Annotated in this window: 23 protein-coding genes; 14 read left to right on the top strand and 9 right to left on the bottom strand. The window is 39.9% G+C overall.

The features are described from left to right. The first annotated feature begins 5 nt into the window (after positions 1 to 5). Positions 6 to 1373, top strand: a complete 1368-nt coding sequence (gene ypnP / locus SOI76_RS00525) for an MATE family efflux transporter (protein ID WP_032054538.1) — start codon at positions 6 to 8, stop codon at positions 1371 to 1373. 57 nt (positions 1374 to 1430) lie between these two features. Here the strand turns inward: ypnP and SOI76_RS00520 are convergent, their stop codons facing one another. Further along, a complete protein-coding gene (locus tag SOI76_RS00520; protein WP_002121857.1) occupies positions 1431 to 2264 on the bottom strand; it encodes an SDR family NAD(P)-dependent oxidoreductase in 834 nt (277 codons plus the stop codon). Positions 2265 to 2474: 210 nt separating this feature from the next. Here SOI76_RS00520 and SOI76_RS00515 point away from each other — a divergent pair, with 210 nt between their 5' ends. The 3 genes from SOI76_RS00515 (at position 2475) to phoR (ending at position 5479) form a co-directional block, all read left to right on the top strand. After that, on the top strand, positions 2475 to 3146 hold the full coding sequence (locus SOI76_RS00515) for a TetR/AcrR family transcriptional regulator (RefSeq protein ID WP_000224580.1): 672 nt from the start codon (positions 2475 to 2477) through the stop codon (positions 3144 to 3146). A gap of 254 nt (positions 3147 to 3400) precedes the next feature. After that, complete coding sequence (gene phoB, locus SOI76_RS00510) at positions 3401 to 4111, top strand: phosphate regulon transcriptional regulator PhoB (RefSeq protein WP_000650776.1); 711 nt, start codon at positions 3401 to 3403, stop codon at positions 4109 to 4111. Positions 4112 to 4120: 9 nt separating this feature from the next. Beyond that, positions 4121 to 5479, top strand: coding sequence for a phosphate regulon sensor histidine kinase PhoR (phoR, locus tag SOI76_RS00505; RefSeq protein ID WP_002121907.1), 1359 nt, complete (start codon positions 4121 to 4123; stop codon positions 5477 to 5479). A 66-nt stretch (positions 5480 to 5545) separates the two neighbouring features. Here phoR and SOI76_RS00500 read toward each other — a convergent pair whose 3' ends face one another. Further along, on the bottom strand, positions 5546 to 6742 hold the full coding sequence (locus tag SOI76_RS00500) for an alpha/beta fold hydrolase (protein ID WP_205668438.1): 1197 nt from the start codon (positions 6740 to 6742) through the stop codon (positions 5546 to 5548). A gap of 241 nt (positions 6743 to 6983) precedes the next feature. Between SOI76_RS00500 and SOI76_RS00495 the strand changes: the two genes are divergently transcribed. Then, positions 6984 to 7742, top strand: a complete 759-nt coding sequence (locus SOI76_RS00495; protein WP_104080009.1) for an AcfC family putative adhesin — start codon at positions 6984 to 6986, stop codon at positions 7740 to 7742. Positions 7743 to 7768: 26 nt separating this feature from the next. On the opposite strand, the gene SOI76_RS00490 is transcribed toward SOI76_RS00495, so the two are convergent. The 4 genes from SOI76_RS00490 to pncB form a co-directional block, all read right to left on the bottom strand. Further along, positions 7769 to 8989 (bottom strand): acetamidase/formamidase family protein, encoded by a 1221-nt coding sequence (locus SOI76_RS00490; protein WP_104080008.1) that lies wholly within the window; start codon positions 8987 to 8989, stop codon positions 7769 to 7771. 426 nt (positions 8990 to 9415) lie between these two features. Beyond that, the gene (gene asd / locus SOI76_RS00485; protein WP_032054543.1) at positions 9416 to 10267 is read right to left on the bottom strand and encodes an archaetidylserine decarboxylase; all 852 of its coding nucleotides are present in this window, start codon (positions 10265 to 10267) and stop codon (positions 9416 to 9418) included. After that, the gene (gene rhdA / locus SOI76_RS00480) at positions 10264 to 11112 is read right to left on the bottom strand and encodes a sulfurtransferase (RefSeq protein WP_032054544.1); all 849 of its coding nucleotides are present in this window, start codon (positions 11110 to 11112) and stop codon (positions 10264 to 10266) included. The genes asd and rhdA overlap by 4 nt, the downstream gene beginning before the upstream one ends. Before the next feature lie 147 nt (positions 11113 to 11259). Further along, positions 11260 to 12474, bottom strand: coding sequence for a nicotinate phosphoribosyltransferase (gene pncB / locus SOI76_RS00475; RefSeq protein ID WP_005078724.1), 1215 nt, complete (start codon positions 12472 to 12474; stop codon positions 11260 to 11262). 168 nt (positions 12475 to 12642) lie between these two features. Between pncB and dtd the strand changes: the two genes are divergently transcribed. After that, positions 12643 to 13086, top strand: a complete 444-nt coding sequence (gene dtd, locus SOI76_RS00470; protein ID WP_016142711.1) for a D-aminoacyl-tRNA deacylase — start codon at positions 12643 to 12645, stop codon at positions 13084 to 13086. 44 nt (positions 13087 to 13130) lie between these two features. Here the strand turns inward: dtd and SOI76_RS00465 are convergent, their stop codons facing one another. The 3 genes from SOI76_RS00465 to serB form a co-directional block, all read right to left on the bottom strand. Next, the gene (locus SOI76_RS00465; protein WP_025470417.1) at positions 13131 to 13610 is read right to left on the bottom strand and encodes an SCP-2 sterol transfer family protein; all 480 of its coding nucleotides are present in this window, start codon (positions 13608 to 13610) and stop codon (positions 13131 to 13133) included. A gap of 251 nt (positions 13611 to 13861) precedes the next feature. After that, positions 13862 to 14197, bottom strand: coding sequence for a ciprofloxacin tolerance protein AciT (gene aciT, locus SOI76_RS00460; protein WP_002119105.1), 336 nt, complete (start codon positions 14195 to 14197; stop codon positions 13862 to 13864). Between the two features lie 409 nt (positions 14198 to 14606). Beyond that, positions 14607 to 15830: a phosphoserine phosphatase SerB gene (serB, locus tag SOI76_RS00455; RefSeq protein ID WP_104080007.1), complete on the bottom strand. Its 1224-nt coding sequence runs from the start codon at positions 15828 to 15830 to the stop codon at positions 14607 to 14609. A gap of 59 nt (positions 15831 to 15889) precedes the next feature. On the opposite strand from serB, the gene SOI76_RS00450 reads away from it, so the two are divergent. The 8 genes from SOI76_RS00450 to glmS all read left to right on the top strand — a co-directional run bounded on the left by SOI76_RS00450 (position 15890) and on the right by glmS (position 24153). Further along, positions 15890 to 17197 (top strand): hypothetical protein, encoded by a 1308-nt coding sequence (locus SOI76_RS00450; RefSeq protein ID WP_104080006.1) that lies wholly within the window; start codon positions 15890 to 15892, stop codon positions 17195 to 17197. 240 nt (positions 17198 to 17437) lie between these two features. Beyond that, positions 17438 to 18559 carry a bifunctional 3,4-dihydroxy-2-butanone-4-phosphate synthase/GTP cyclohydrolase II gene (ribBA, locus tag SOI76_RS00445; protein WP_016142707.1) on the top strand — a complete coding sequence of 374 codons (1122 nt, stop codon included), beginning with the start codon at positions 17438 to 17440 and terminating at the stop codon, positions 18557 to 18559. An 11-nt stretch (positions 18560 to 18570) separates the two neighbouring features. Continuing rightward, entirely contained in the window at positions 18571 to 19041 is a 471-nt protein-coding gene (ribE, locus tag SOI76_RS00440) for a 6,7-dimethyl-8-ribityllumazine synthase (protein ID WP_002119264.1), read from the top strand. 3 nt (positions 19042 to 19044) lie between these two features. Beyond that, the gene (gene nusB / locus SOI76_RS00435) at positions 19045 to 19494 is read left to right on the top strand and encodes a transcription antitermination factor NusB (protein WP_032054550.1); all 450 of its coding nucleotides are present in this window, start codon (positions 19045 to 19047) and stop codon (positions 19492 to 19494) included. 16 nt (positions 19495 to 19510) lie between these two features. Continuing rightward, a complete protein-coding gene (thiL, locus tag SOI76_RS00430) occupies positions 19511 to 20428 on the top strand; it encodes a thiamine-phosphate kinase (RefSeq protein WP_104080005.1) in 918 nt (305 codons plus the stop codon). Continuing rightward, positions 20406 to 20921, top strand: a complete 516-nt coding sequence (pgpA, locus tag SOI76_RS00425) for a phosphatidylglycerophosphatase A (protein WP_104080004.1) — start codon at positions 20406 to 20408, stop codon at positions 20919 to 20921. Before thiL ends, pgpA begins: the two co-directional genes overlap by 23 nt. Positions 20922 to 20937: 16 nt before the next feature. Beyond that, positions 20938 to 22302: a bifunctional UDP-N-acetylglucosamine diphosphorylase/glucosamine-1-phosphate N-acetyltransferase GlmU gene (glmU, locus tag SOI76_RS00420; protein ID WP_104080003.1), complete on the top strand. Its 1365-nt coding sequence runs from the start codon at positions 20938 to 20940 to the stop codon at positions 22300 to 22302. Between the two features lie 12 nt (positions 22303 to 22314). Then, positions 22315 to 24153, top strand: a complete 1839-nt coding sequence (glmS, locus tag SOI76_RS00415; protein ID WP_104080002.1) for a glutamine--fructose-6-phosphate transaminase (isomerizing) — start codon at positions 22315 to 22317, stop codon at positions 24151 to 24153. The last annotated feature ends 53 nt before the right edge of the window (positions 24154 to 24206 follow it).

Here is a 24206-nt window from a genome sequence, read left to right as displayed (position 1 = left end):
AATACATGCCACCAAGACAGTCCTTAATTCAACAGCAAAATCTATGGAAAACATTTTTTGTTTTCTTGCTACCCTTGATTGCAACCAATATTTTGCAGAACTTGTCGGGAACTATTAACACCATCTTTGTTGGTCAAATGATGGGAGTAGATGCAATTGCTGCCGTCTCGGTTTTTTTCCCTATTTTGTTTTTGCTCCTCGCTTTTATTATCGGGATTTCAACAGGTACTACTGTTTTAGTAGGACAAGCTTGGGGCGCGCAAAATATAGAAAAAGTCCAAAGTGTGGTTGGTTCTACCCTGTTTATGACCATCATTGGTGGAATTATTACCGCGATTATCGGTGTGTTTTTTGCCCATGATATTTTAGAGTTATTGGGTACTGACCCCAAGGTGATGCATCTCTCTTTGCCTTATGTTCAGTGGATGCTAGCTGGTAGCCCGCTTCTGTTTGTCTATATTATTTACACTTCAATTTTACGTGGTGTGGGAGACAGTACGACCCCTTTACTGGCCCTTGCTTTAACCAGTGTGATTGGCTTGGTGATTACCCCAATATTACTTAAAGGTTATTTTGGTTTGCCTGCTCTTGGGATTATTGCTCCGGCAATCGCAACGATCACGGGTTATGTGGCTATTTTGATTTTTCTCGCGATTTATCTAAACAAGAAAAATCATCCACTTCGGCCGAATCGTCAGCTTCTGCAACATATCCGTCATAATCCAGAACTAAGCAAAATCATTTTACGCTTAGGCGTCCCAACTGGTATTCAAATGATTACCACCTCAATGGCGGGTTTAGTTATTGTTGGGTTGGTTAACCATTATGGTTCACATGCTACAGCAGCGTATGGAGCAGTGAATCAGGTGCTCAACTATATTCAGTTTCCAGCGATTTCGATCTCCATCGCAGCCTCAATTTTTGCAGCGCAAGCGATTGGTGCGGGTAAATCAGATCTCTTAGCACGAGTAACTCGCACGGCTCTGGGAATGAACTTTTTATTTACAGGTACCTTAATTGCACTTGGTTATCTATTTTCAAAATATTTAATGGCTTTGTTTATTACCGACCCAACTGTGGTGGTGTTAGGTCAACAGCTTTTGTTTATTGTACTTTGGGCGATTTTATTCTTTGGTGCAGGTGCCATTTTTGCATCTATCATGCGTGCGAGCGGTACCGTGACTGTTCCAATGCTGATTAACATCTCTGCCATTTTATTTATTGAAATTCCATGTGCTTATTGGTTTAGCTCAATGTGGGGCCTTAAAGGCATTTGGGTTGCGTATGCCTTGGCATTTGTGAGTTTATGTATTATCCAAGGCTTGTATTATCAATTTATTTGGAAGAAAAAGACGATCAAAGTTCTTATTTAGAACCATCCAAACCCCATAAAAAAAGCCATCATGTGATGGCTTTTTTTAATTTAAATCTTATTTCATCCATTTAGTCACAACGGTTGAAGCGCGTTGATATCCTGTTGGGAACAAACGCTGCAATGCATCAAGAAATTTTGCATCACTACCAATCAATAAACGGCGTTTATTTTTCAAAACTGCATCCAAGATTTGACGAGCCGCTTCTTCTGGTGGAGTACGTAGGAACTTATCAAAGTTTTGAATCGATTTAGCTGGGTCCATACCTAAAGTACTCAAGCTATCACTCATTTTTGCAGCTTTAGCAATATTGGTGCGAATTCCCCCCGGATGTACACACAACGAGCTTACACCACTTTTTTCAATATCTAACTCTTGGCGTAATGACTCGGTAAAGCCACGCACAGCAAATTTAGTTGCGTTATAGCCAGATTGAGTGGGTTGAGCAGTCAGACCAAATAAACTCGAGATGTTAATAATGTGCCCATCTTGGGTTTGCTTAATGAACGGTAAAAATTCTTTAGTACCGTATACGACACCCCAGAAGTTAATCCCAACAATCCACTCTAAATCTTCGTAGGTCGCGCCTTCGACAGTCGAACCTAACGCAACGCCAGCATTGTTAAAAATCAGGTTAACAGAACCGTGATCTTGCACAGTTTCTTGCGCCCACTGCTTTACCGCTTCACGATCAGACACATCAAGCTTTTTGGTGGTGACAGTAATATTGCTGTAAGGCTTTAAAAGCTCGACAGTTTGTTGTAATCCTTTTTCATTAATATCACTCAACGAAAGATGGCAGCCCTGTTTTGCCAAAAGAATTGCTAACTGTTGCCCAATGCCAGAACCCGCGCCCGTAATTGCAGCGACTTTGTTTTTAAAATTTTTCATTGTCCATCCTTTGTTTTTCGATTTGCACAATCGGTTCATTGCATGTGCACTTTAGACACCTTCAATATAATTTTGACAATACACATTGTCAATATAGTACACTGTAATTTCAGATAGAATGGCACAATTATGCAGAGGGCTTTATCATAGTGAGTATACTTGGCCAAAACCTATAAATTAGGAAACCATTCTTTAGGAAACAATTTATTTATGGCGACTAACGACTCAACCAGTAAAAAGAAAACAAAAAGTGTGAGTAAAGAACGTCAGTTCAAAGGGTTATCTCTATCTGAACGTAAAGAGGCACGCCGTGAAAAACTGATTGAAGCGGGTATTGCAACCTACGGAACTCTTGGTTTTTTTTCAGTGACGGTAAAAGATGTCTGCCAAGAAGCTAAACTCACCGAACGTTATTTTTATGAATCATTTAAAAAGAGTGAAGATTTATTCCAAACCATCTTTTTAAAAATGATTGAAGAATTACAGCAAAATCTGATGCAAGCCGTGATTAAAGCTGCACCCGATCCAGAAAAAATGGTCGATGCGGGTTTAAGAGCACTGCTGACGACCTTAAAAGATGACCCGAGATTAGCTCGTATTGTCTATGTCGATGCTGTTCTAGTACAAGAATTACATAATCAGGCTACCATTCAAGAAACACTCGCCCAGTTTGATCGCATGATTCAAGCCTTCGTTATGTTGACCATGCCCCAAATTCAGCACCATGAAAATGAGCTCTCTTTAATCGCAACGGGTTTGAATGGATATGTCACTCAAATTGCGATTCGATGGGTGATGGGAGGGTTTGAACAGTCTCTTGAGCAGGTTTTAACCGCATGCCGTATTGTTTTCTTATCTTTATTAGCTCAAGTTTCAAAATAATATTAAAGTTTTTTGACAGCTATAAATGGGACAAACCAGTTAAACCTTTAATGTAGTAACTTATTGAATGATTTTAAGAATTCTTTAGGTTATATGTCATAATTTGGTCATACGTTTGCCTTGGTTTTGTCACAAATTATTGCTAAATTCAATTTTATAGACTTTTCTGCAATGAAATTGTCATAATTAATCTTTGTAATAAGCCTGTCATAACTACAAAACGGTTCACCGTTAAATCTATAGGATATTGCGTTGTGAAAGATGACTATATTTTAATTGTCGATGATGAGCTTCCTATTCGTGAAATGATCCATACTTCTTTGGACATGGCAGGCTTTCAGTGTTTACAGGCAGAAGATGCCAAACAGGCTCATCAAATTATCGTCGACCAACGTCCGGCGCTTATCTTGCTTGATTGGATGTTACCTGGAGGCGTAAGTGGTGTCGATTTGTGTCGCCGCTTAAAACGCGATGAGAACCTAGCAGAAATTCCAGTGATTATGCTGACTGCTCGCGGAGAAGAAGACCACAAAGTACAAGGCCTTGATGCGGGTGCAGATGATTACATGACGAAGCCTTTCTCAACACGTGAATTGGTTTCACGTATTAAGGCAGTTCTGCGCCGTGCCAATGCATTAAGTGGTGAAAAAACAATTGATGCCAATGGTTTAATTCTTGATCCTGTAAGCCAGCGTGTTAGCTTTGGCAACAGCATTTTAGATATGGGCCCAACTGAATATCGCTTACTTGCGTTTTTTATGACCCATCCAGAACGTGCATATACGCGTGCCCAGTTGCTCGATCAGGTATGGGGCGGTAATGTATATATTGAAGACCGCACTATCGATGTGCATATCCGTCGTTTACGTAAAGTGTTAGAACCTTTTGGTGTTGACCGATTTGTTCAGACTGTACGTGGAACTGGCTACCGTTTCTCAACACGTGCAGATTTAGCCGCAGGTTAACCAAGATTTATGTATGAACCCTACCCCGTCCCTGAACAGGTACGTGAACAAAAGCTTTCTCGCTACAGTAGTTTATGGACGTTTGCCAAACAAGATTTACGGCTTTTATTATTTTTTCTAATTATTGCCGGTTTAGTCGGTTTCGGTATTGGGTATTTCTGGAGCTGTATTTTTATCGCCTTCGTGGTGTTTTTTACACTCCAGTTGCGTTCTTTATATCTGGTCAATGACTGGATTGCGAATAAACCTTATGACGTGCCTCCAAACCTTAATGGGATTTGGGGGGCATTGTTATTTAATGTTTACCGTGCTCAGCGTCAGGAACGAATAGTTCAGGCGGAAATGGTCGGTTTAATTGACCGTGCACAGTCTTCATTAGTTGCCCTTGCTGAAGCGGTGGTACTCATTGATGATCAACATCAAATCGAGTGGTGGAACCCTGCTGCCGAACGTTTGTTAGGAATCAGTCCTCTCGACCGTGGCCGAAATCTATTAACCATTTTACGTCAGCCGACCTTTATTGAATATTTTAACAATATTGATCAGGCACCCGACGGGATTAAGCTTCACTCAAATTTTGATGATGACCGTTATGTGCAGGTTAAACTCACAAGATTTGGTGGAGAAAGTCGTTTATTGGTGGCTTACGACGTGACTCGTATGCATAACCTTGAGCAAATGCGTAAAGACTTTGTCGATAATATTTCGCATGAACTTCGTACGCCATTAACGGTGCTCAGTGGTTATATCGAGACATTTACCGATCAGGAAGATATTAGTCCTCGCTGGAAACGTGCATTTGATCAAATGCAGTCACAAACCAAGCGTATGAATGCGTTGGTCAATGACTTACTGCTGTTATCTAATTTAGAAAATAATAAGAAAATTGCAAAAAATCAGATTATTGAAATGCCGAGCTTAATGAATCAATTGTTTGATGATGCTCAGGCCTACAATGCCGATTATGGACACACGCTCAATTTACACATTGATAGCCACTGTGACCTGATTGGTTCTGACATGGAAATTGCCAGCGCATTTAGTAATCTAATTACCAATGCCATCAAGTACACGCCAAAAGGCGGAACTATTACCATTGGCTGGCATGATGATGGTGAACATGCCTACTTTAGTGTGCAAGACACGGGCATTGGAATTAACCCTAAACATTTGCCACGACTGACCGAACGCTTTTATCGTGTTGACAGTGACCGTAGTCGCCAAACAGGTGGTACAGGTTTAGGCTTAGCAATTGTAAAACACGTGCTGATGCAACACGGCGCATATTTAGATGTGCAATCTAAAGAAAATGAAGGATCAACATTTACCGCAGTTTTTCCAAAAGAAAGACTCTATAACATGACCTAAAGTTGCCCTCTCACATTTAAAAGCCGACTCATGAAAAGTCGGCTTTTTTGTAGCATTTAAACCAATTTACTTAAAATTTGAGCAATAAGATTTTGTCTGATTTTTCTCTATGACATTTAAAAAGTGAGTGGCAAACGTATTACTTTGACGCAGTGCATCACGGTGATCTCCACCATCAATCGTTTGATAAATAGTTGGTTTTTTTAATTTACATATCTGCTGATAATAAGCAGATGTCCCTCTAGGATCAACTAAATGATCTTTAGAGCCTTGAACAATCATTAAGGGTACGGTAGGCACCATATTTTCAATAGACTGCTGTTTTAAATAAGCCAAAAGAGATTTTAAGTCTGCATTAGGGCGAAATATGCTAGAAGGAGATTTCTTCAAATCAGATTGAAGTTCAGATAAACAACGACTGCGCGCTTGAGTTAGCACCGCATTCATTTCTGCACTGACTAAATTTTCAGGAACAATGCTTGGCTCCGCTGCTTGCGCTCCCAATAATACAATCGGGAAAAATGCTGCCACACTTGGTTCTGGGTTCGGATTAGTTTTCACATATTCTGCAATGCCCTCATATTGATAGCCGCCTGGCGCAAGAGCGATTGCCCCTTTTAAATCTAGTTCGGGAGCATCTTTTTGACCATAGGCAGACACTGCAATTGCCGCAGCCCCGCCTTGACTGTGACCCATTACCAGCCACTGTTTATTGAAATCTTTCGGCTTGAGCATATGTAATGCCCGCACTGCATCGACCACCGTATGCAGTTGGCTCTTTGCATTCATATAGGGATGTGCACCTAATGTGCCTAAGCCTTGATAGTCAGGCGCGACAACTGCATAGCCACGTGCAAGCCAAGCATCTAAAGCTTTAGAAGCAACTTCTTGATATGAGTGAACTGGCCCACCCACATAATCGCCCGAAGGTGCACAAGTATCAGCGACTCCAGTCGTACCATGCGCCCAAGCAAGTATCGGCCAGCCATTCTTTGGTGGCGTTCCTTTTGGTAATAAAATAAACGCTGAGGCAACGATAGGCTCGCCATTCACACCTCGACTACGATAATTGACCAACAAACGCTGATCGGCATGAGGAAATAAATCCGTCACAGCTTGTTGTTCTAGCGACAATATTGAACCCGGTTTTTCGCTCACAATTTGCCTACCCAAATCTGTAATTGGAATAGCCATAGCAGAACCGGATACCAAACAAATACTGCTAAATAAAATTTTTAATAAAGAATTACTTTTTCTAATCAAGGGATTACTCCTCTATTATTTACATTACATCTATTTAAATAATTAATTTATAAAATATAAATTACCATAAAATTATCTATATTTATATTCAACTCAAAATAATTTACATTTATATAGTCACTTAAAATCTAATTAAAATATATTTTAAAGAAATGTATTATAAATATCGTTGCAAAAATTAATCCAATTTCAATAATAAAAAATATATGCTGATATTTTCTTAATTACGATAGCGATTAAAATGTCAAAACAAAAATTTATACCCTACCTGATTTTTCTTATTCTCGGTTCTCTATCCATCCATAGCTTTGCAGACGTACAAGTATATGGTCCGGGTGGCCCAGCACCCGCTATGAAAGAAGCCGCCAAACAATTCACTAATAAGACAGGTATAGTAGCCCATGTGACTTCTGGTCCTACTGCTCAATGGTCTGAAAAGGCGAAACTAGATGCTGATGTTATATATAGCGGTTCAGAAGCCATGATGTCTGATTTCGAAAATACCTTTTCTGAGCAAATTATAAAAGACTCGGTAGAACCTTTATATTTACGTCCCGCAGCGATTTTAGTGAGAAAAGGAAACCCTAAAAATATTAAAGGATTTAAAGACCTCGCTAAATCTGGCGTTAAGGTTTTAGTTACACATGGGGCAGGTCAAGTCGGTATGTGGGAAGATATCGCTGGCAGAACCGGAAATATTCAATTAACAAAAGCTTTTCGAAAGAATATTGTCACCTATGCAGCCAACACAGGTATTGCCAAGAAAAACTGGGAAGAAAATACCAGCTATGATGCTTGGTTAGTCTTTAATATTTGGGGAATCAGTAACCCAGACGTTGGACAAATTATACCTATCGAACCAGAGCTAGTTGTCTATCGCGACACAGGCGTAGCCTTGACTAAACATAGTTTAAAAGACGCTGGAGCAAAACGTTTTGTAGAGTTTTTATCGTCTCAGCAAGGTAATGCTATTTTCAAAAAATATGGTTGGACTAAATAAAAAAGGGAGCTTGGCTCCCTTTTTTATTATTTACTCTCAAACTCTTTAAAATCAGCTTTTCTGATTTTTGCATGAATACCTTTGGTTTTATCTACTACTTGTGAAACTTCAAAATCAGTTGCGGCACTTAAATAGGCATATGCTGTTGCTTCGTCAATACCATATTCTTGGTTTAAGAAACGAATGGCTTCACGTGTAGATTTCTTCATCGCTTCATCTAGATCTTCATCAAGTCCTGGTGTAATCCAAAACTCAGCATTTTCAGCTAAAGGTTGTTTTAAATCTTTGCCTGGTATTTTGTCCCTACCTGCTTTGAGCAAGGTAAATTTCAGCGTGGCGCGGGCTGAAGCTTCTAGTGCCGTTAATGCCACCTCTCCATCCCCTTGCGCGAAATGACTATCACCCGTATAGAATAATGCACCTTTAACCTGAACAGGATAATAAGCGGTTGAACCTGCACCTAATTCATTAATATCAATATTTCCGCCATACATTGCAGGTGGTACAGAGTGAACAGGCTCAGAAGTATTGGCTGCTACCCCCATAATTCCCATAAAAGGATATAGTGGAAAACGTATTGATTTACCCGATTCTGTTTTTAATACACCTTCGTACTCACCTTTAGCATTTTTTTCAATTGGTGTGAAAATTGAGACATTTCCATAGCGTTCAGGATGCTCAGCCGATGCATTTTCTTGTTTTTCTTTTTTAGGAAACTCCCCTACTAAAGCACCTTTACCATGTCGATTTGAAATAACGCCATAAGGAACACGCGGCTCAACTTTAAGTACTTCAACTTTTAGAATATCACCGGGCTGTGCGCCTTCAATTGCAACAGGGCCTGTCACAATATGCGGTCCATCTTTATGAAAATCATGCTTTAAATTTGATTGCGTAATTATTTTTGCATCTTCTAATATTTGATTAGAATTTACGCCTTTCGATTTAAAGAACTTTTCAGCATTACGCCCTTGGTCTTCAAGCAAACCTTCATGAGAAACCGTATCAAATGTTACGACACTACCCGACGGAACAGTAAGCACGGGTTTAGCATCTCGATTTGGTAAATAACCCCATGTAATGGTATTTAAAGTAGATGGAACATAATAATTCCCTTTATATTCCCCAGTTTGAAGTTGAGTAGGTTGTTTTGAAATTTGATTTAAAACTTTAAAATCATTGGCATGAGTGAGTGAAATACAAAGTACAGATAAAACCGAAGCTGTCAGACATTTAACTTTTAACATGATTTCAGAACCTAAAAAATATGAAAATTACAGTAAGGTCCTGAGTAGTTAGCAAGCATTGTGCCAAGGCTAAAGGCTGTGCAATATCTAAAAAGCGCCTCGTATTTATAAAATTAAATAAATTTTTTGTATTTAATTACTTATCTTCAAATAAAAGTAAAATTACGACTTAAAACTAACTTAAATATTCCTTTCTCTTTTTATTTATTAATTTTCAATCATATTAATATTTTTGCTCTTTTCAGACACATATTTATAGACTAGCTTCTATAACGTGCTATTTCAGATTACTTAACAATAATTATATTTCCATATAATATAGATAAATACATAGTTATATATTTTACTTTTATATAATTTAAATCAAAAAATAAACCCTGAATAATTAAACTCAGGGTTTGCTTTTTATACGAGCTCTATAGAAGACTAAATTGTATGCCCCATGCGCTCGCCCATTACAACTACAGATTCAGCTTTAAAACGTTGTTCCCATTCGATCTTATCTTTTTCAAATAAAATAACGGCTGTAGAACCTAAATAAAAACGTCCAAGCTCAGCACCTTTCTCTAGCTTTAACTGATGATGTTGCAATTCAATACGGCCTGAAGGTTTTACCTTGCCTGTTGCCACAGTTTCAATACCCGCAACAATCATCGCTCCTACTAGAACAACAGCCATACGGCCAAGTTCAGTATCAAACAAACACACCATGCGTTCATTACGAGCAAATAACCCCGGTACATTTTCAGCAGTGACCTGATTTACCGAAAATAGCTCGCCTGGTACATATAACGTTTCTGTTAATGTACCTGCAAATGGCATATGCACACGGTGGTAATCACGCGGTGACAAATAAACTGTTGCGAACTCACCATCTTGAAATGGCTGAGCAAGTTGTGGATCGCCAATGAGTTTCTCTACAGAGAAACTTTGACCTTTTGCTTGAAATACTTCACCCGCAGTAATTTTACCAATTTGGGAAATTGCACCGTCCGCTGGTGAAACAATGCTATCTGCATTTTCATCAACCAGACGTACACCCTCTTTTAATGCGCGGGTAAAAAAGTCATTAAAAGATTTATATTTCAATGCATTGCCTTGTTCAGCAATCGACAAATCAATTCCATATTTGGTTTTAAATGCATGAATAACAGCGGCTTTCACAACTGGATTTTCACTCGCCGCCACTTTACCTACCACACGGCTCAATTGATGCTGTGGTACAAGATTTTGTGCCTTAATAAATAATTCTTTTTTTAATCGAGATGTGAAACTCACGACGGTGATTCTCCAGTAATAATAGGACTATCGAGGCGATTGCCCCATTCACTCCACGCACCATCATAGGCTTTTGCTTCCCAGCCCAAGAGTCTAGCCAGAATATAGGCCAAACCGGAACGGTGATGTGACTGGCAGTACACAACTACAGGTTGGTGTAAATCAAACCCGAGTTGTTCAAGGCGCTGCCGCGTGCGTTCAAGCGGATGCAATTTTAGATGATTTTCACGATTAAGTGCAGTACTCCATTCAAAATGGAGGGCATTTGGAATGTGACCGCCGCGTCGCGCTGCTAAACGGACACCACTATATTCATCACTCGTGCGACAATCCCACAATTGCACACTTTCTTGCTCAACTTGTTTGCGTAACTCTTCATAGTTCACTCGGAACTGCGCAGCATGTGATAAATCAATCTGAATTAAGTCTGCAACAGGAGAAACTTTTTCAACTTCTGCTGTAGTTGGCAAGCCTGCACCTAACCATGCATGGATACCGCCGTTAATTAAACTGGTACGGGTAAATCCTAAACAGTGCAAATTCCAGATTAAACGCCCAGCCCATGCTCCGCCTTCATCGTCATAAACTACGACATGATGATTAGGTGAAATATTTAATTTTTCAATAAGTGCTTGTAAGCCCGCTTCATCTGGCAAAACACCAGTTGCTTCTTCATGTTGAGCCACTAACCATTTAGGTTGTAAGTGAATAGCGTGTGGAATATGGAGTTGTTCATAAACCGATGCACGGCTCAAATCTACAACGCGAATATATTCATTGCCTAAATAAGGCACTAACTCTTCTGCTTCTATTAATAAATCGAGTTTAAAATCAGGGAGGGTCATCGTCATGGTTACTTTTTATACCAGCTTATTTCCAATCTTAGCATAAGCATATATCTAAAAAACTCTGATTTTCTGCTACGCTTTAGCAGAAAATCAGATATCAGCATTCTCACTTTTAGAAATAAAAATAGCGAGATTACTTTTTACTTAAACCACTTCTTCAAGTTCTTCGATTTCAAAAACCTGACGTAAATAGGCCAAGAAAGTATCGTTGTCAGTCATGGTCTTACCCGGACTATCAGAGATTTTCGCAACCGACTGGCCATTACATTCAACAAGTTTCAATACAATATTGAGCGGCTTTTGTCCCATATCATTGGTTAGGTTAGTTCCAATACCGAAACTCACCTGAAAACGATCTTTAAAGTATTGATGTAATTCCCATGCCTTTGGCAAATTAAGACCATCGCTAAAAGTCAGCATTTTAGTTTTAGTATCAATTTTTAATTTACGATAGTGTGCATACGCCTTATCACCCCATTCATACGGGTCGCCACTGTCATGACGTAAGCCATCAAATAATTTGGCAAAATATAGGTCAAAATCACGTAAGAAGGCGTCCATCCCCACCACATCAGTTAGGGCAATTCCTAAATCTCCACGATACTCTTGTACCCATGTTTCTAAAGCAGCTTTTTGGAAATCACGTAAGCGGACATCAAGCGCCTGAAACGCTTGTAGGAATTCATGAGCCATGGTTCCAATTGGTGTAATGTTAAGCTCTTTAGCCAGTAATACATTACTTGTACCACGGAACACATTTGGTACAGTTTTATGAAAAGCTGCCACGACATGTTTTTGCCATGCAAAGCTATAACGACGACGTGTACCAAAATCAGAAACTAAAAACGGTGGATCGTTTGGCTGTTGAGATTTTTCATATTGCTGAATCAAATCGAGTTTTGCTTGTAAACGGCGTTCGCCTTCGGCCCAAACTTGATCTGTCTTGATACGGCTAAAATATAATTCGTTTACAATGGCCAGAACGAAAATCTCGAACATCATCGCCTGAACCATTGGTCCTTCAATATGAATATCTAATCGGCCTTCGGCATCAATACTTGCCTGAATAAAACGTCGTTTAAGTTGGAATAATTCTAAATAATCGACAAAGTCGCTTTTAATAAATCGTAATTTTCGTAAATATTGTAGCTCGTCTTCTTTATATTTGAGATTACATAAATGGTCGAGTTGCTCGTTTAAGTCATCCAAAATATCCACTAACGGATAAACTGTATCTTCTAAGTTTCTGCAACGAAAATGGTAGACACTATGTGTTTGCGGGAATTTATGCAAAACCACTTGTAGCATCGTAAATTTGTACAAGTCTGTATCTAGTAAAGAATGGATAATTGGAGACATAGTCAATGATTATTCGCTTGCTTCTTAGCATTAAAGCACATTTTTATGGATGAATTGCGAGGTTTTATACCATTGTTGCAGTTCCATGAAATTTCCTTTTAAAAATCATTTAATTTAAATTCTGCTAAACTACATTAATTCAATTAATTATAGAAATTTGCTTTAACTATGCGCGCTTTAATACAACGAGTTCTTGAAGCCAAAGTGGTCGTAGACGGTGAAACTACAGGCGAAATCCAACACGGCCTACTGGTGTTTTTAGGCATTGGCCGAGATGATACTCTGGCTGTTGGCCAAAAACTTATTGATAAGATTTTGAAATATCGAATCTTTGATGATGAGCAAGGCAAAATGGGCTGGAATGTATCTCAAGCAAATGGTGGAATCCTGCTCGTGTCACAATTTACCTTGATGGCACAAACACAAAAAGGTCTGCGTCCAGACTTTGGCCCAGCAATGCCACCTAGCGATGCAAAAGCTTTATACGAGCAATTGGTTGAATATGCGCATTCTCAATTTGAAAAAGTTCAAACTGGAATATTTGCTGCTGACATGAAAGTACATTTAATAAATGATGGTCCGGTGACATTCAATCTGGAAGTCGAAGCATAAATATAAAAAAACTCCCAAAATGGGAGTTTTTTTTTAGCTGGATATTAGCGACCAGTTTTCTCTTTAATGAAAGCACGCGCCTGACGTACTTTATCTTTTACTGGTTTTGGTAACTTAGGTGGAATGAGCTTAGCGACTTGGTTAAACCATACCAATAGGCTGAAGTCACCTTCCATTTTAATACTGCCTTCTTGCATACCCGTCATAAATGCTGTTGGGTCACCTTTGATCAAAGTTTTTACGCCTTGCTCACTGTCTGCAAATTGCAAAATAAAATCAGCCTTTTCAGGTGCACCTGCAACCGTGTCGATCTGGCCATTATTAATAATGATCTGACGTGCAACACCTAAATCTGTACCGATCTGAATACGGAAAGCGCGGTCATGAATCAGTTCAATAAACTTAGGGCTAGTACGCGCCAACTGCTTCATACGCAGCACTAAACCTGCTACCAATAAATCTAACGGGTCTGTACTGACATCAACGAGAGGTAACTTGACTACAGGTATAGAAGAAAGTTTCATGAACATTCACGCCTATTGTATTTTTATGAAAACTTTAGAGCAAAACTTAGCAAGGACATACCATTGCTTATGTTTTATGCATCAATTGATATTTTTTAGCTGGCAACGCAATCTAGATGAAACGTCAACAGACACATCTATCGTAGCATAACTGGCTATTTTTTAATAAATGCTTTGTATAATAAAAATCACGTTTCGTAAATGAAAAAGGCATGCTGTGCATACCTTTTTACCTTTAGATAACAATTTAATTATCGGCTAGAACATTGCTGCTGATCATCTTCATATACTGGCGTGTGTTCTATATATTGGCGATTTGCCAAAGCCTTTTGTGCTTGTTTATCCTCACGTAACAAAATAAATGTAACCATTACCATCGCTAGACTTAGTGCAGTTAAATAACTATATGTGACTGGCATTTCAAAAGTGACTTGAACTCCAAAACGGACCACTTCCAATAGCCCCCAAAAGAACATCCCTGCAAGCATAAAACCAAGCCAACGACGGTAAGGAGAAAAGAAAACAGCAACAAGCGCGACAGCAATTAAGCTGAATCCGGCGATAGCGGCAAAATTCGCTGTTACCATAGAAACCTCCGTCTTAATGAAAACGTCTAAAAACATTCGGTCTTTAATACCCGACCTCATTCCAAAAACAACTTTAATTCATGATTTGTGTTGAAGCTTAGGATGCATTATGTATGTTTTTTTTTAGAAAAAAAGACCCGTTTTTCCTTAATGCGACATACTTTGTCGCAACATTCTTTTGTCATTACATTTTTGTAAAATTCAAAAAGTTCGATTCCCTATATGGCATCAATTCTGGCGTGTCATTACAAAAAAATATGCTGTTTTTAAGACCCAAAATAAGTTTTTTTCAGTTTTTTTTATTGCCTTTTTTCTGTGCAAAATTCTGTCATAACTTGCTTGTTTTTATGACTATTCTGTATAAAAAAAGCGCTACTCTGAAGTAGCGCTTAAAGCTTATACATATAGGTTAAGCACGATTTAAATCTTTGTCATGCATACCGAGTAAATAAAGCACACCATCTAAACCAACACTTGAAATCGCTTGATTTGCATTTTGACGTACTAATGGTTTTGCACGATAAGCAACACCTAGACCTGCAATCGCAAGCATTGGTAAGTCGTTTGCGCCATCACCTACTGCCATCGCTTGCTCTAGAGAAATACCCATCTTATTTGCAAGCTCGCGTAATAGCTCAGCTTTACGGGCACCATCAACAATCGCACCTTTCACTTCACCTGTTACGAAACCGTCTTGCACATCTAAAATGTTAGCGTGAACTTCATCAATACCCAGTTTGCCTTGTAAATATTCAGCAAAATACTGGAATCCACCAGATAAAATTGCCGTTTTATAACCCAGTGCCTTTAAGGTCGAGATCAGGCGTTCTGCACCTTCGGTAATGGTTAAACGCTCGGCAATTTTAGGTAAAACAGCGGCATCAAGACCTTTTAATAATGCAACGCGCGCACGGAAGCTTTGCTGGAAATCAAGCTCACCTTGCATTGCTCTTTCAGTAATTTCAGCAACTTGTGCGCCTACCCCTGCTTCAATCGCCAACTCATCAATCACTTCTTGCTCAATTAAGGTTGAATCCATATCGAAACACACTAAACGGCGATTGCGTCGATAAGCGTTGTCTTCTTGAACAGCAACATCAATATTTAATTCGCTTGAAAGAAGTAAACATGCAGCACGCATAGCTTGTGCATCTAAAGTTGGGCCGCTACTTAAACCAAACTGTACACATGCACGGCGTGGGAATGCGCTATCCTTTTTAAAGTCGACACGACCTGATAAACGCGTTACTGTTTCGATGTTAAAGCCTTGGCTAGACACAATTTTTGTAACTGCTTGTAAGTGTGCCGCAGTGAGTTCTGGGGCTAAAGCCGTGACGATATAACGAGTCCGACCACCTTCACTTACCCATTGATCGTATTCTGCGCCCGTGATTGGTTTAAAGCGCACTGTTAAGCCAATATCATGTGCTAAAATCAGAATCTCTTTCATTGCCAATGCGGTCGCAGTTTCATTATTAGAAGCGACCACAATGCCTAATGTAAGTTGATTATGAATAACAGCCTGACCTACATCCAGTATTTGCAATGAATGTACGGATAGTACTTGCATTAATCGGGTAAACTGGTTTGGTTGGTCCGGTCCTAAAAAGGATATAAGAATGATTTCTCGCATGAATTGACTCTAGTCTGAGTGACAACTATTGTAAGAATCATAATCGAATTTCAATATAATTGCCTTGGAAGTTTAACTTGATTGCGCCTAGACAAGGGCTATTTGCTAGCCTACTGATCGTTAGTTTTGCATTGCATACCTTTTTATTGGTCATTGCAACGACACACCAGCTTAATGAAAACCGTGCGAGTCAAGGTCAGCTCATGACCAGTCAGCTCGTTGCAGACAGCTTATCTGAGCTTGAACCTGCCAATACGGTGTCTTTAGCTCTGATTGCCAATCGCTATGCGACCAATCCAAGTGTTGCGTCTATTCGCATTCTTGATGCTAACAAACAGGTTCTAGCAACGAGCGGAATTTCAAAAACCCGCCAAGGCGAGATTTTTGCTCGTGATGCCCTTCAAAATGAAAAGAAAGTGGGGTCTATCGAAGTTACGCTAATTCAGCCAAGTATTGGAGAAATTCTTCGTACACAATGGCTTGCAATTTTAGCCTCTCTGTTTTTGCATGCTTTATTATGGCTTGCCTATCGCGCGATTGCTCGTCCAACACGAAGCGAATATTTGGCACGCATTAATGAAGAAAACCACTTGAAGCATGAAATTCAGCAGTTAACTCAAGCATTGGCTCTAGAAAAACAAAATACGGTAACCTTGGTTGCACAAGCTCAGCAACAAGCTAAAGCGAAACCAGCAGCTCGCCAACAAACCGCAAGAACTTCAGATTCAGCTGACCAACATACGTTGGCACTCAATATCCAGTTTTATGATCCTAAACAGTTATTAAGCAGTGTTAACCAATCGGTCTCTGTTCCTTATTTCAAACTCTGCCAGCTCTTTTTAAACAAGAGTATTGAGTTGTGCGTTAAGCATTACCAATTGAAGCTCACAGATATTGAAGTGGTAGATGAGTTTAATGCTGAAGGTGCGACACTTGCGATTTCAACGTCGCATACGCATGCCGTAGAATGTCTGCTTATGATTGGAACCGTCTTCCAACTACTTTCAGATGTTTTATATAAACGTTACCGTGAAGATAAACGCTTTGCACTGCAAACTCGTAGTGCAACGTGTAATGCTGTAGAAGCCATGCAAATTGATGCGAAAGAAGCCGCTCAACGTTTAGCACAACATCTTCACGCTAAAGAGTCTGCTTTATATCTAGAGAATGAGCAGCTCAAGGCGATTCAAGATAGCTATCAACTTGTTGCAATGCCAAACCCAAGTAATGTGATGACACGTCATGCATTTATGATCAATGGTATGAATGCAGAGTGTGCTGAACTTGCTCAAAATATCCGCACTGAAATTTTGATGGGGAAAAAATCAATCCCACAAAATGATAGTCCAAGTAGTGCAGCTTCATAAAAAATAACTACGCGCATCAGAACCTAGCCTTTTGGCTAGGTTTTTTTATTTAAATTCATAGCTTTTATTTAAAACCTCTCCTTTTTCTTATGATTTATTTGTATAAATTAAATCTCGATCTATTCTTAGAGGTCACAAATTTGGATAAATCAGAATCATAGGCAAAATTATCTAAACAGCGTAAACTATGCAAAATTTATTAAATAGAAATTGTCTTACGACAAAAAAAGGTGAAAGCGAATGCCGCTGAGTCGTGTTGAAGATCTTGTCGCCGATATTCGTGCAGGCAAAATGGTTATCTTGATGGATGACGAAGATCGCGAAAATGAAGGTGATCTTGTCATTGCAGCAACGCATGTTCGTCCTGAAGATATTAACTTCATGATTACCCATGCACGTGGTCTAGTTTGCCTAACGTTAAGCCGTGAGCGCTGTAAACAGTTAAATCTTCCTTTGATGGTTGACCAAAACGGTGCCCAACACAGTACAAACTTTACGTTATCCATTGAAGCCGCTGAAGGTATTACCACAGGTATTTCAGCAGCAGAGCGTGCACATACAATTCAAACTGCTGTCGCAGCGCATGCAAAACCAACTGATATCGTACAACCTGGCCATATTTTCCCATTAATGGCACAACCAGGCGGTGTTTTACACCGTGCAGGCCATACCGAAGCAGGTTGTGATTTAACACGTTTAGCAGGTCTTGAACCGGCTTCTGTCATTTGTGAAATCATTAATGAAGATGGCACAATGGCACGCCGTGCAGATTTAGAAATTTTTGCTGAGAAGCATGGCTTAAAAATTGGTACAATTGCGGACTTGATTCACTACCGCATGACCAATGAGCAAACGGTTGAACGTCTGGATCAAAAAACGATTCAAACAGAATATGGTTCATTTGAACTCTATCGTTATCGTGAGATTGGTAACCCGGACATCCATTTGGCTTTAGTCAAAGGCGAGCCAAAAGAAGGTGTTACAACAGTACGTGTGCATGGTTTCAGTCCAATTCGCGATTTGCTTAAGCTAAATAAAGCTGATGGTGAACCTGCGTGGAATCTAGACCGTGCACTACAGACGATTGCAGCGAGTGATCGCGGTGTTTTAGTCTGGATCGGTCAAGATCATTTGCAAGACTTGGGACCAGCGTTGGATGATTTAAATAAGCCAAAACCGGTGAAATCCAATGCAGCACTTTCACATCAATATCAAACTATTGGTGTCGGTGCTCAAATTTTGCGTGATTTAGGTGTTGAAAAAATGAAGCTTCTTAGCTCACCATTACGTTTCAATGCCTTATCTGGCTTTAATTTAGAAGTAGTGGAATATGTCACTGCTGATCAAATCACAACGAAATAATCGAGGTTGCTATGGCAATTCGCCGTATTGAAGGTTTATTACATCTCGCAAGCGAAGGTCGTTATGCGATTTTAGTGGGTCGTTTCAACAGCTTTGTTGTTGAACACTTATTGGATGGTGCAATCGACACATTAAAACGTCATGGTGTAAATGAAGATAACATTACTGTTATTCATGCTCCTGGCGCATGGGAACTCCCGATTGTTGCTAAAAAATTAGCTACATCAAACCAATTTGATGCAATCATCGCACTTGGCGCAGTGATTCGTGGTAGCACACCACACTTTGACTTCGTTGCAGGTGAATGTGCAAAAGGTTTAGGTGTAGTCGCGTTAGAAAGCAGCTTGCCTGTCATCAATGGTGTATTAACTACTGATAGCATCGAGCAAGCCATCGAACGTTCAGGTACAAAAGCAGGAAACAAAGGTAGCGAAGCTGCGTTGACTGCTATTGAAATGGTTAATTTATTAAAGGCAATTTAAAGCATGTCTCAAACACTGCAAGCCGCTTATGCAGCAAAACGTAAAGCACGTCGTTTTGCTGTACAAGGTATTTATGAGTGGCAAATGAGTCACAATCCTGTACATGAAATCGAAGCACGCACTCGTGCTGAAAATGCAATGCACAAGGTAGACTTAAACTACTATCACGAACTGCTAACACAAGTGATTGCACAGCACGAAGATCTTGATGCATTACTTGTTCCGGTACTTGACCGTGAACTTAGTGCACTTGATGGTGTAGAGCTAGCAACATTACGCTTGGGTGCTTACGAGTTACGTGATCATTTAGAAGTACCTTATCGTGTCGTTCTAGATGAAGCTATTGAACTCGCTAAACACTTTGGTGGAGCAGATAGCCATAAATATATTAATGGCGTTCTAGATCGTTTAAGTTCAACACTACGTAGTGCTGAAAAACAACAAGCAAACTAATAGGTTTGAAGTTGATATGGCTGAGTTTTCTATTATTGACCAGTACTTTAACAGACAATCTTACACAGACGTCACCTTAGGTATTGGAGATGACTCAGCCTTAATTACCCCTCCCGCAAACCAACAATTAGTGATCTGTGCAGATACACTCGTTGCTGGACGTCACTTCCCTCTTGATACTTCTGCCCATGCGATTGGCTGGAAAAGTGTGGCTGTCAATCTTTCAGATATTGCTGCCATGGGGGCAAAACCGCATAGTATTTTACTTGCGCTCAGCCTACCTACCATTGACCATGAATGGCTTAAAGGATTCAGTCAGGGAATTTATGACTGCTGTAATCAATTTGGGGTTGCTCTCATTGGTGGAGACACGACCCAAGGCCCTCATCTCACCATTACCGTCACAGCCATGGGCTGGATTGAAACTGGACAAGCTGTGTTACGTTCAGGCGCCAAAGTAGGTGACTATGTCTGTGTGAGCGGTCAAGTTGGTGATGCAGCGTATGGTTTACAGCACCTAGGTCATCCATTACAAAAAAGACTGGACTACCCGACGCCACGTTGTCAGCTTGGACAACAGTTGAAGGGATTAGCTTCAAGTATGATTGATATTTCTGATGGATTAGCCCAAGATTTAGGCCATATTTTAAAAGCTTCAAAGGTCGGTGCCCGATTACTTTTAGAAAAGTTACCGATTGATTCAACACTACAAGAACTACCGGAACAGCAGCGCTGGCAATATGCGCTAGCTGGTGGCGATGACTACGAATTATGTTTTACAATAACACCGCAAAATTATGAAAAACTTTTGCAAAAACAACTAGACATTAAGATTACAATGATCGGAGAGATCGTTGAACAAACACAACTAACTTTTGAGCATTTGGGTTCAGATTACCCATTGCAAATTCATGGATACCAACACTTTGCATAAGCCACCGATTCATTTTAAGGACATGTCTTGGTTCAACCGCTGCATCGTTTTCTGTGGAGTTGGTTTCGGATCTGGTCTCGCACCTAAAGCTCCCGGTACTTTTGGCTCTGCCTTTGCCCTACTCTTCATTCCAATCTGGTTATCGCTTGGCTTTAACTTAAGCTTGATCGCCATTCTCATCATGTCCTTGGTGGGAATTTATATTTGTGGTCACACTGCAAAAGTGATTGATGTACACGATGATGGTCGAATTGTGTGGGACGAGTTTGCAGGTCAATCTATTACCTTTCTTCCTCTGCTTTATTTACAACAAATGAATTGGATGTGGGTGATCGGGGGATTTATATTATTTCGGATTTTCGATGTTTGGAAACCTTGGCCTATACGCGTTATTGATCGTCAAGTGCATGGTGGTTTTGGTATTATGCTTGACGATATTATTGCCGGTGTATGGGCTGCTCTTTGTACACTAATTATTATCCATTTGAGTTAAATCATTAGAGTTATACATGTCAACTACCGTCATTATTCTTGCTGCTGGCAAAGGAACGCGTATGCGTTCTCAGCTTCCTAAAGTATTACAACCTTTAGCGGGCCGTCCACTTTTAGGACATGTCATTCAAACAGCAAAACAATTACAAGCTAAAAATATTATTACGATTTATGGTCATGGTGGTGACCACGTCAAACAAACTTTTGCCCAAGAAAATATTCAATGGGTTGAACAAGCAGAACAATTAGGTACAGGTCATGCAGTACAAATGACCCTACCTGTACTCCCTAAAGAGGGTGTTTCACTGATTTTATCAGGCGATGTGCCATGTATTAATGCAAATACGCTACAAAAATTATTAGATGAATCGACCCAGACAGGAATTGGCTTAGTTACGCTCACTGTAGATGATGCAACAGGTTATGGCCGTATTGTGCGTCAAGATGGCAAAATTCAAGCCATTGTTGAACATAAAGATGCAAACGAAGCACAACGTCAAATTAAAGAATTTAATACTGGCATTTACTGTGTTAGCAACGCAAAACTTCATGAGTGGTTGCCTAAACTTTCAAATGAAAATGCACAGGGTGAATATTACCTAACTGACATCGTTGCAATGGCAATTGCAGATGGCTTAGAAGTTGCCTCTGTTGAACCAGAACTTGCTTTTGAAGTTGAAGGGGTTAATGACCGCTTACAACTTGCAGCTTTAGAACGCCAGTTCCAGCAAGAACAAGTCAAAAAGCTAATGCAGCAAGGCGTAATGTTCTTTGATCCAGCACGTTTTGATTTACGTGGCTCTGTAAAAGTTGGACAAGATGTTCGTATTGACATCAATGTGATTATTGAAGGTGAATGTGAGCTTGGTGATTTTGTAGAAATCGGTGCTGGTTGTATTTTAAAGAACACCAAAATTGCAGCAGGCACTAAAGTTCAGGCCTATAGCGTTTTTGATGGCGCAGTTGTAGGCGAAAATGCTCAAATTGGACCATTTGCGCGCTTACGCCCAGGTGCTAAATTGGCAAATGAAGTACATATCGGCAACTTTGTTGAAGTTAAGAACACAACAATTGGATTGGGTAGTAAAGCTAACCATTTCACCTATTTAGGTGATGCAGAAATCGGTGCTGAATCGAATATTGGGGCAGGTACAATTACTTGTAATTATGACGGTGCAAATAAACACAAAACCACTATTGGCGACGCCGTTTTTATCGGTTCTAATAGCTCGCTGGTTGCTCCGGTGACCATTGGGAATGGCGCTACAGTTGGTGCGGGTTCTGTGATTACGAAAGATGTAGCCGAACAAAGTCTCTCCTTTGAACGTGCGCAACAAATTTCAAAAGCAAATTATCAACGTCCCCAAAAGGTTAAAAAATAAGAGGATTGAAGTATGTGTGGTATCGTCGGAGGCGTTGCAGAACGTTGTGTAACCGAGATTTTAATTGAAGGTTTAAAACGTCTTGAATACCGCGGTTATGATTCTGCGGGTGTTGCTTTACTGAATAACCAACAAATTTTACGTGAGCGTCGTGTCGGTAAAGTTATTAATCTTGCCGATGCAGTTGCTGAACACCAGCTTACAGGAGCTATCGGGATCGCACATACCCGTTGGGCAACACATGGTAAACCAACTGAAAACAATGCTCACCCGCATATGTCTGGTAAGGTTGCTATTGTACATAACGGTATTATTGAAAACTACCAAGAATTAAAAGACGACCTTCAAGCTTTAGGTTACGTTTTTACTTCTCAAACAGATACTGAAGTTGTTGCACACTTAGTTGCTGAAGCTCTAAAAAGCACAGATAGCCTTTTAGAAGCTGTTGAAACTGTTGTACCTCAGCTTAAAGGTGCTTACGCGCTAGGTATTATCCATAGCGATTATCCAGATGAACTGATTACTGTACGTGAAGGTTCACCTTTAGTCATTGGTGTAGGTATTGGTGAAAACTTTATTAGTTCAGACCAACTTGCACTTTTGCCTGTAACTAACCGCTTTATGTACCTAGAAGAAGGCGATATTGCACGTCTTACACGTACTTCAATTGAAGTATTTGCAAATGGCGAACGCGTTGAACGTCCAGTAAGAGAGCTTGATGCAACCGTAAGCAGTGCATCAAAAGGTGAATACAAGCACTACATGCTCAAAGAAATTTATGAGCAACCAGAAGCAATCAAGCAAACGATTTCTCAAGCGCTTGATGGCAATAGCTTACGTGATGATTTCTTGAAAAATGCTGATGCAGATTTCAACAAAATTCAAAGCGTACAAATCATTGCTTGTGGTACAAGTTACCACTCAGGAATGATTGCGAAATATTGGTTTGAACAACTGATTGGCGTGCCTTGCCAAGTTGAAATCGCGAGTGAATTCCGCTATCGCACCCCTGTAATTGTTGAAAATACACTTTATATTTGTATTTCACAGTCAGGTGAAACTGCCGATACTTTAGCGGCACTACGTGAAACTCAAAAGCGTGCGAAAGCAAACAATATCGATATTCAGACTTTGACTATCTGTAACGTTGCGACGTCTTCAATGGTTCGTGAAACTGATCATCACTTATTGACGCTTGCTGGTCCTGAGATTGGTGTTGCTTCAACTAAAGCGTTCACGACTCAGCTCGCTGCGCTTATGTTGTTAATTTTGAAAATTGGTCAAGTTAAACAACGTATTAGCCCTGCTCTGCTTGAAGAAATTACACGTGAGTTATGGCACAGCCCGAAAGTTATTCTTGATACGCTTAAACATGATCCAGAAATTTTGCGTTTGTCTGAATTATTCGTTGAAAAAAATCACTGCTTATTCTTAGGCCGTGGTACGAATTATCCAATCGCATTGGAAGGCGCATTAAAGCTAAAAGAGATTTCATATATTCATGCAGAAGGCTATGCAGCTGGTGAGTTAAAACACGGCCCATTGGCACTTGTTGATAATGAAATGCCGATCGTGATTCTTGCTCCAAATGATGAAATGCTTGATAAGCTCAAATCAAATATGGAAGAAGTTCAGGCACGTGGTGGTGAATTATTTGTTTTCGCTGATGAAAATAGCGGAATCAGTGGAAAAGACCGTCAACACGTTGTACATATTCCAGCAGTAAACGAATGGCTCGCTCCAATCGTTTATAGCGTACCAGTTCAGTTGTTGTCTTATCACGTTGCTGTATTACGTGGTACGGACGTTGACCAGCCACGTAACTTGGCGAAGTCAGTAACTGTAGAGTAATTCAAAAAAGATCATTATTAAGGCATCACCTGCTTTAATAACTGATTGATTAA

Source organism: Acinetobacter pittii (assembly GCF_034064985.1).
In the GTDB taxonomy this organism is placed as follows: Bacteria; Pseudomonadota; Gammaproteobacteria; order Pseudomonadales; family Moraxellaceae; genus Acinetobacter; species Acinetobacter pittii_H.
The sequence above is the reverse complement of the archived record's forward strand: the minus strand, read 5'-3'. Positions and strand labels throughout refer to the sequence as shown.

Coding starts and splice junctions, on each gene's coding strand:
- aciT (WP_002119105.1), bottom strand. CDS start 14,197: ATGGTAACAGCGAATTTTGCCGCTATCGCCGGATTCAGCTTAATTGCT.
- serB (WP_104080007.1), bottom strand. CDS start 15,830: ATGCGAGAAATCATTCTTATATCCTTTTTAGGACCGGACCAACCAAAC.
- ribBA (WP_016142707.1), top strand. CDS start 17,438: ATGCCGCTGAGTCGTGTTGAAGATCTTGTCGCCGATATTCGTGCAGGC.
- pncB (WP_005078724.1), bottom strand. CDS start 12,474: ATGTCTCCAATTATCCATTCTTTACTAGATACAGACTTGTACAAATTT.
- nusB (WP_032054550.1), top strand. CDS start 19,045: ATGTCTCAAACACTGCAAGCCGCTTATGCAGCAAAACGTAAAGCACGT.
- pgpA (WP_104080004.1), top strand. CDS start 20,406: ATGGATACCAACACTTTGCATAAGCCACCGATTCATTTTAAGGACATG.
- SOI76_RS00490 (WP_104080008.1), bottom strand. CDS start 8,989: ATGTTAAAAGTTAAATGTCTGACAGCTTCGGTTTTATCTGTACTTTGT.
- phoR (WP_002121907.1), top strand. CDS start 4,121: ATGTATGAACCCTACCCCGTCCCTGAACAGGTACGTGAACAAAAGCTT.
- dtd (WP_016142711.1), top strand. CDS start 12,643: ATGCGCGCTTTAATACAACGAGTTCTTGAAGCCAAAGTGGTCGTAGAC.
- SOI76_RS00520 (WP_002121857.1), bottom strand. CDS start 2,264: ATGAAAAATTTTAAAAACAAAGTCGCTGCAATTACGGGCGCGGGTTCT.
- SOI76_RS00495 (WP_104080009.1), top strand. CDS start 6,984: ATGTCAAAACAAAAATTTATACCCTACCTGATTTTTCTTATTCTCGGT.
- ypnP (WP_032054538.1), top strand. CDS start 6: ATGCCACCAAGACAGTCCTTAATTCAACAGCAAAATCTATGGAAAACA.
- SOI76_RS00515 (WP_000224580.1), top strand. CDS start 2,475: ATGGCGACTAACGACTCAACCAGTAAAAAGAAAACAAAAAGTGTGAGT.
- rhdA (WP_032054544.1), bottom strand. CDS start 11,112: ATGACCCTCCCTGATTTTAAACTCGATTTATTAATAGAAGCAGAAGAG.
- ribE (WP_002119264.1), top strand. CDS start 18,571: ATGGCAATTCGCCGTATTGAAGGTTTATTACATCTCGCAAGCGAAGGT.
- glmU (WP_104080003.1), top strand. CDS start 20,938: ATGTCAACTACCGTCATTATTCTTGCTGCTGGCAAAGGAACGCGTATG.
- SOI76_RS00465 (WP_025470417.1), bottom strand. CDS start 13,610: ATGAAACTTTCTTCTATACCTGTAGTCAAGTTACCTCTCGTTGATGTC.
- thiL (WP_104080005.1), top strand. CDS start 19,511: ATGGCTGAGTTTTCTATTATTGACCAGTACTTTAACAGACAATCTTAC.
- glmS (WP_104080002.1), top strand. CDS start 22,315: ATGTGTGGTATCGTCGGAGGCGTTGCAGAACGTTGTGTAACCGAGATT.